This window comes from Sphingorhabdus rigui (assembly GCF_014196595.1).
GTDB lineage: Bacteria > Pseudomonadota > Alphaproteobacteria > Sphingomonadales > Sphingomonadaceae > Sphingorhabdus_B > Sphingorhabdus_B rigui.
Window position 1 is genome coordinate 3,383 of record NZ_JACIEA010000001.1, and the last position, 8,105, is coordinate 11,487.

Genomic DNA, 8,105 nt, shown 5'->3' on the forward strand with positions numbered 1-8,105 from the left:
AGGCTGTTGGCCTTGGCACGTTGAACCTGACCGACGGCACTGGCTTGGCCAGCAACTACACGCTGGTGAATGGTGGCCGCATAGCGACCATCACGCAGGCAGCTGTCACAGTTACCACAAGCGATGTTGTGAAGACCTATAACGGCACATTGGGCGTTGCAGGCGCAACGACGGCTCCTGTTGCGATTGTCCTGGCGGGTAGCAATACGCAAATGTTCGGTTCCGACACGCTGTCTGGTGGCAGCTATGCCTTTACCGATGCCAATGCCGGCAGCAGCGACCGCACCGTCACAGTTGCGGGCGTCACCGTCAACGATGGTAATGGAGGCAACAACTATGCCGTCACTTATGCCAGCAACATAACGAGCACGATCAACAAGGCTGCTATCACGGTCAGCACCAGCAATGTCATTAAGACATATGATGCAACGACTTCAGCGCTTGGTACGCCGGTCGTGACAGTTGGTAGCTTGTTCACGAATGTCAGCAACGCCAATACGGCCGACACCCTGAGCGGTGGTACTTATGCCTTTGTCGGTGAAAATGTCAGCCGCGCTGGCGGCGTCTCTTCTGGCGCTGTGCTGAGCGACAAGGTTGTGACCGCGAGTGGCGTAACCGTCAATGATGGCAACAATGGCGGTAACTATGTTGTCACTTATGCCGACAACAATACAAGCACGATCAACCCTTATGCCATCAGCCTGACCGGCAACCGCGTTTATGACGGGACGACGGACGTTAACTCCGAAATCTTCTCGCTGAGCCAGCGGGTCGGTCAGGAAACGCTTGGGCTTACGGGCGTAGGGACAATCTCGAATTCGCACGTTACGCTCAATGGGGCGACCCCGCAGTCTCAGATTTTGGGCTCAGTCGGTACGCTTGCTCTGACGGACGGCTCGGGGCTTGCGATTAACTATACACTGGCTGGGGGCACGCATAATGTGAGAGTCGACCAGCGCCAGTTGACACTCAACGCAGTCGTTCCGAATAAGACTTACGATGGTAACACTGCAATCCAAGTCACAAGCCTGACACTTGGAAATCAGGTCGTGGGCGAGACTTTGAGCCTCGTCTATAATCCATTCGCCAACTTTATCGACAAGACGGCGGGTGAGAACAAGGGCGTGACGATCGTCAACGTTCTTGCACAGACCACGCCAAGCGCACGTAGCACGGACTATGTTACGCTGCCGACGACCTATCAGGCGACCGCGTCGATCTTCAAGAAAGACGTAACGGTTGTTGGTGTTGTTGCCACCGACAAAATCTATGACGGGACGACAACGAATATCATCAATACGTCGGTTTCGGCGCTTGCCGGTCTTGTCCAGGGTGACCAAATTAGCATCTCGAGCATGACGGGTACGTTCTCCAACAAGAATGTTGGAACAGATATTGCTGTTATCGGCAGTGAGGTTACCTTCGCTGGTCCGGATGCAGGAAACTATAACCTCATTCAGCCAACGGGCTTGAAAGCCAACATCCTGCCACGCACGCTGATCGCCTCCGCGACAGGCGTAAGCCGCCAGTATGATGGCACGACGAATGCACAGGTTAACATTTCGGACAACCGGATTGCCGGCGATATCATCACTTATGATTACTCCGGTTCGTTCCTTGACGAGAATATCGGCACCAACAAGTTCATCGCGGTGCAGGTCAACAGACTGACAGGGACAGACGGCGGCAACTACACGCTGGCCGCTAACCCGTCGGCATTTGCCAATGTTACGCGCCGTGTGATTACCTTCACACCGGTGGTAACGACCAAGACGTATGATGGCACAACGGCTGCTACGGGGACATTGGCTACCAATGTCATTGCGGGCGACAATGTGACGGTCACTTTTGGCAATGTGCGTTTTGATGATCCTGACGCGGGCGCAGCGAAGTCTGTTACGCTGACGGGTATTTCGGTAACGGGCGATCTGTCCAACTACAGCTGGTCGCCGTCTAACACGACCGCGACGGGCACTGGAACTATCACGCCCTATATCGTCAATTTGACCGGTACGAAGGTCTATGATGGTGCAGCAACTATCGAAGCATCAAAGCTGGTTATGGGTGCGCTGGTTGGTAACCAGACGCTCGCATTGGCTGGCAACGGGGCATTTGCCGACCGTAATGTTGGCACGGATAAGCTGATCGATCCGACTGGCCTCACATTGCTGAGTGGTAGTGGCGCCAACAGTGGACTTGCATCAAACTATACGTTCGCGGGTGGCGTGCAGGTGGCGTCCATAACTCCAGCATCGCTGGTTGTGACCGCCTCGGACGCGGTTAAGACTTACGACGGCAGCGTATCGATGGTCGGGGCGACCCAGGCACCTGCACCAATTGTAAAAATTGGCAGTGGAACCCAATTGTTCGACGCCGACAGCCTTAGCGGCGGTAACTTTGCGTTCGTCGATGCCAATGTCAGTCGCAACGCCAATGGCGCCGTGCTGGGTGACAAGTCGGTCACCGTTTCCGGTGTTACAATCAATGATGGCAACAATGGCGCGAACTACACAGTTACCTATGCTGATAATCGCACCAGCACCATCAATCCATTCGCTACAACTGTCACAGCATTGGCACAAACGAAGGTATATGATGCTTCGACCCTAGCTGGAACTGAACGCTTTACGTTTGGCCCGATGATCGGTTCCGATGCGATTGCTTCGGTTACCTTGACTTATGATAGCAAGAATATTGGTCAGGGTACTAAGCTGATCCTGCCGAGCACAGCTGTTGGTTCAGCGGGAACAATTCTTGGAAACTATACCATCAGCTATGTCGCTGACACGGCCAGCTCCATCACGCCTGCGATACTTTCGGGCGTTTCGGACATAGTCATTCGTGACAAGGTCTATGACGGCACAACGGCTGCTGAGGTGGCATCAGCCGCGTTCAACGGCATCTACGCTGGTGACGATATCAGTGTAGCGCTATCGGTGGGCTCGTTCGATACCAAGGATGTTGGTCTGCGCTCGGTTGTGATTTCGGGCATTTCGCTCGGTGGTTCTGACGCCAGCAATTACCTATTGCTAAGCAGTGCAGGAACGGCAACTGGCCAAATTCTGCAACGTCCGATCACTATTGGAGCGTTGTCGCAGACAAAAGTCTATGACGGCACTACCCAGGTTACAGCCCTGGGCCAAGGCATCGGCTTTGACGTGAGCAACATGGTGCAGGGAGAAGGCATTGCCACTGTGGCACTGTTTTATGCTGATCCAAATGTTGCACGGGGCGCGGGCGGTGCCGTTCTGAATAATAAGACCGTGACGGTCAGCAGCGCATTGGCCGCAACCAATACGGATCTGGCTAACTATGCGATCACTTATGCCGCCAATACCACCAGCACGATAACACCGGCGCCGTTGCAGGTTACCGTTCTAGATCTCAGCAAGATGTATGATGGCATGGCGAATGCCACTGGCACCGCTGTTGTGACTGACGACAGCCCGCGTTTGATCGGGTCCGATACACTGTCAGGTGGTACGTTCACATTCACCGATGTTAATGCGGGCACCAATAAGACCGTAGGTGTGTCCAACGTCACCGTCCGTGATGGCAATAATGGCGGCAACTATACAATCAGCTATGTGAACAACACGGCCAGTACGATTACGCCATTTGTGGTCAGCCTGACGGGTGGCCGCGCATATGACGCAACAACGTCGGTTTCGGCTGCTAATCTGACAATCGGTACGCTGGTTGGTTCTGAGACGCTTGGTCTGACGGGCTCAGGTACGCTGGGTGACAAGAATGTCGGCCAGAACAAGACAGTTGGTCTTGGCACGTTGACCCTGACCAGTGCGACTGGCTTGGCCACTAACTATACGCTGCTGAACGGCAACCGCACGGCTAACATCTTCGCAGCTCCGCTAACACTGACCACGTCGAATGTGGTGAAAACCTACGACGGTGGCTTGAGCGTTGCAGGTGCCACTGTGGCACCCGCACCGATTGTCAAAGCCGGTAGCAACACGCAGCTGTTCGGGTTGGATAGCGTGAGCGGTGGCAACTATGCCTTTACCAATGCAAACGCTGGCAACGGAAACCGTTCGGTAACGGTTGCCGGGGTGACGGTAAATGACGGCAATAATGGCCTGAATTATGCGGTCACTTATACCAGCAACTCGACCAGCACGATCAATCCTAAGGCTTTGACAGTTTCTGCGCTGTCACAGACCAAGGTGTATGACGCCACCACTGCGGTGAACAGCTCTGCTTTGGGCACAGGCTATAGCGTGATTGGCCTGGTGGGTAGTGAAACCGTATCGGGCGCAACGCTGGTTTATGCTAACGCGGACGTAAGCCGCAATAGCAGCGGCACGGTGCTGAGTGACAAGGCCATTGTAGTGAGCGCGGCTGTTGCGGGTGCAAATACCCAGCTGTCTAACTACGCGATCAGCTATGTGAACAACACGTCTAGTTCGATTACGCCAAAACCGGTCACTCTGTCGGCAATGAAGGTCTATGACGGAAGTGCAGATCTTACCGGATGGGTGACAATCAATACGGGTATAGCTGGCCAAGTGCTTTCTTATGCAAACGCGCGAGCCAACTCCGCGGAAGCAGGCGTTATTGGCAACTATATTAGCCAGATTGTTCTGGTGAGCACTCCGACGTCTTTGGCGTCAAATTTTGCCCTTCCCGTGCTCAGCGCCATAACGACCCCGGTTTCGATATCGATACCGCAGCCTGCTGTGGTCACGATATCTAGCACCTATGAGAACCTGCCGGTCGTTAACTCGCCAACTTCCGCACCGGCGCTCGCAAGTCCCGTAGTGGTTGTATCTCCTGCACCTTCGCCAACTTCGGGTGGCACGACTTCCGGCGGCAGTTCGTCTGGTTCGTCGACATCGTCACAGACCTCAGGGACTGGATCGACAACGGGCACGACCTTGGGTGGCACCGCGACTTCGGGTTCGTCTTCGACGACGCAAGGGTCCGGCAGCACCACTGCTGGCACCACTGCTGGCGGTAGTTCGTCTGGTTCGTCGACATCGTCACAGACCTCAGGGACTGGATCAACGACGGGCACGACCTCGGGTGGCATTATATGGCAAAGCGGCACCGGTACCGGTACGACTTCGGGTGGTACCACGACTTCGGGTTCGTCTACGACGACGCAAGGGTCAGTCAGCACCGCTGCTGGCACCAATGCTGGTGGAAGTTCGTCCGGTTCGTCGACATCGTCACAGACCTCTGGGACTGGATCGACGACTGGCACGACCTCGGGTGCCGCCGCTTCGAGTTCGTCGACGTCGCCGCAACAAGCGGGCACCACCACAGCCGCTGATACGGGCTCGGTTGGAGACGGGTCGACTTCGGCTGATACGTCCGGTCGAGGATTTATTTCGGTCGATCCGATTAATCCTCCGGCTCTCGATGCTGGGACGGTGTTCAAACTGACGGTTCCACAAACGGCTTTCCGCCATGCGCGTAGTGATGCTCGGATTACACTCAGTGCAGCCTCACCGGACGGAAGTGCTCTGCCTGCTTGGGCGACGTTCGATACCACGCGTAACATTCTGTCAGGGACCGCGCCTGACGGCGTTTCCCAGTTGGATGTCGAGGTGACGGCTGTCGACGAAGAAGGTTACCAAATCTCTGTAATTCTGAACCTGAAATTTTCAAAAAACCCTTGAAGGATTAAACATGGCTAAATTTGTAAATACTTTGTCGGCGGCTGTTATCGCCGTGAGCTTATTGGGCGCCGCACCTGCAGAGGCTGCGCGTGCGAAAAAGGGCGACAGCCCTACTGCGGCTGCACCAGCCAGTCCGGCGACACCTGCCACACCGGCTGCGGCGCCAGTTGAGTGGGAACTTAAGAACACATTCGGAAAGTGGGAGTTGCTCTGCAACAAAGGAAACGCGACGGATTGCCGCGCGGTTCAAACACAAAATTATTCCGATGACACCACTAAGGGTCGCCTTTTGCAGGCGCTGCTCGCGACGGATCAGGGGCGAACATTTGCTGTTCTAACTTTGCCTTTTGGCGTTGATCTGCGCGCTGGCTCCGTCATTAAGATTGATGAAGGTGCCGAAGTCAAGGTGGCGTACACCACATGTTTACCGGATGGTTGCCAGTCCGTTGTTGAACTTGACGAGAGCCTCCAAGGCCAAATTATTGCAGGTAAGGTCATGAAAGTTGGCTTCCGCCCTTGGGGTGGAGACGACAAGACTCTCGTAGTCGAAGTACCCCTAGACGGCGCGAAAGACGTCTTGGCCGCAATCAAAAAATAACGTCGGTCACATAACGATCTGGCCTTGAGGAAAAGTGAAATGTTTATGAATCTGGTGCACGCAATTTTGCGGATGGTGATGCTTACGTCGTTGGCGGCGTTCAAAAAGCAATATGCGCGTAATTTTGCGTCCGTGTTGGCGCTGCTGGCTTTGGTTATTTTGCCAGAAAATGCCCGTGCCCAGACGACCAGCACCGTGAGTGTCGGTTTCGAAAAAGGTTTCGTCGGCGAATATTCAAACAACGCCCACCAACCAGTTTCAATCAAAACATTTACTACGCTGGGTATTCGGAACGTTACTATTTCGCAGCAAACGAACAATGGAGCCTTTGGCGGCAGCCAAGGCAATGATTATTCGGTCACTGTGACAATGCTTTTCTCTAATGGGTCAACTTCGACCTTCCCGGCAGCGGTGAATTGGCGCGATACCGATAATGGCACGGTGCAAGGCATCGGCTTAACCGTTGCTGCTGGCGTGAACGACGGCACAACATATTCTGCGCGTAATGGTTTCAGTAAAACTTACCTGCTTCAGCTTGTCGGCAGTACTGTAACCTATGCTGATTCTGGCAACGTCAGCGGCAATGCCGCCACCAACGGGTTGTTGGATGCCTTGAACGCCTATCGGACAACTGCCCCGGCATCTACGACGTCGTCTGCATTGACATCAATCATCACAGCAGCTGCCCCGTCGATCTCGGCCAATGGAACATCGACCACGACGATCACAGTTCAGCTGAAGGACGTTAATGGTAAAAATCTGACGACGGGTGGCAAGGCAGTAACGCTTGCGACGACCGCTGGAACATTGTCATCTGTCACAGACAATAACAACGGGACCTATACCGCGACCCTCACGTCTTCCACCAGCGTCGTGACCGCCACAATCACCGGTACGACAGAAGCCTTGGCAATTTCAGATAATGCACAGGTGCAATTTGTCAGCACATCATCCGTGTCGGGCACATTGGTGCGCGCGAACGGCAGCGCGGTTAGCGGGCGTTCAGTTAAGTTGGTCAACGCTTCAAACCAAATTGTCGCAACAGCAACGACAAGCGTAAGTGGTACATATAGCTTCGCCGCAGTCGCGCCCGGCACTTATTCTATCCAGTTTGAATCAACGGGTAGTTTCAAGGCGAAGGCGAAGTCAGCCGTCGGCTCGAACCAAGGCCATGTTGTTGGCAGCGTTACGGTTGGGTCATCAAGCACCATAACGAACGTCGATGCAGTCGTGATTGACCCTGCGGGTGTCATCTACAACAGCACGACCCGTGCACCGGTCGCCAATGCCGTTGCGTCGCTCTATTTCGGCGGCACGAAGGTCAGCAATACCGCGCTCGACACAAACCTTGGCGGTGCGAATGATCAGACGACCGGTGCCGATGGCGCTTATTCGTTCGTTTTGAATGGCACAGCTTCGTCCGGGACATATGAAATTCGAGTTGTTGCGCCAACAGGTTTTACCGGCACACCCAGTTCGGCAATCGCGCCAAGTGGAACCTACACGCCTAATCTTGGTGGTGGTTTGGAGTTAATCCAGGCACAATCGACAGCGCCAACGGGCGTACAGGCAACCACTTACCATCTGTTCTTCAACTTCACGATCGGCGCCGACGCGGCGAGCACGTCTAATGGGGTCATTAATAACCACATTCCGATTGATCCTGTCGGCGACATAGCGCCCCCTGTGATTACGGGCCCAAGCGGCGCTGCGGGTGACGCGACCTCTGCGATCTCGGTGAACGAGAACCAGACTGCAGTAACTACGCCAACTGCCAGTGAGGCAGTCACTTGGAGCCTTGTGGGTGGTGAGGATCAGGCGAAGTTCGCGATTGATCTGACCACGGGTGCACTGACCTTTGTTGCGGC

At 54.7% G+C, this 8,105-nt stretch carries 3 protein-coding genes; all 3 read left to right on the top strand.

Annotation, left to right across the window (positions count from 1 at the left end):
• Positions 1-5,639, top strand: a 5,639-nt coding sequence (locus GGR91_RS00010) for a YDG domain-containing protein (RefSeq protein ID WP_183938864.1), incomplete at its 5' end; no start/stop codon positions are given.
• Positions 5,640-5,649: 10 nt separating this feature from the next.
• A complete protein-coding gene (locus GGR91_RS00015) occupies positions 5,650-6,237 on the top strand; it encodes an invasion associated locus B family protein (RefSeq protein WP_183938866.1) in 588 nt (195 codons plus the stop codon).
• Positions 6,238-6,276: 39 nt separating this feature from the next.
• The coding region (locus GGR91_RS00020; RefSeq protein WP_183938868.1) for an invasin domain 3-containing protein at positions 6,277-8,105 on the top strand (1,829 nt) is incomplete at its 3' end.

Excerpts from the sequence above, each read along its gene's own strand:
- GGR91_RS00015 (WP_183938866.1), top strand. The coding sequence starts at position 5,650 with ATGGCTAAATTTGTAAATACTTTGTCGGCGGCTGTTATCGCCGTGAGC.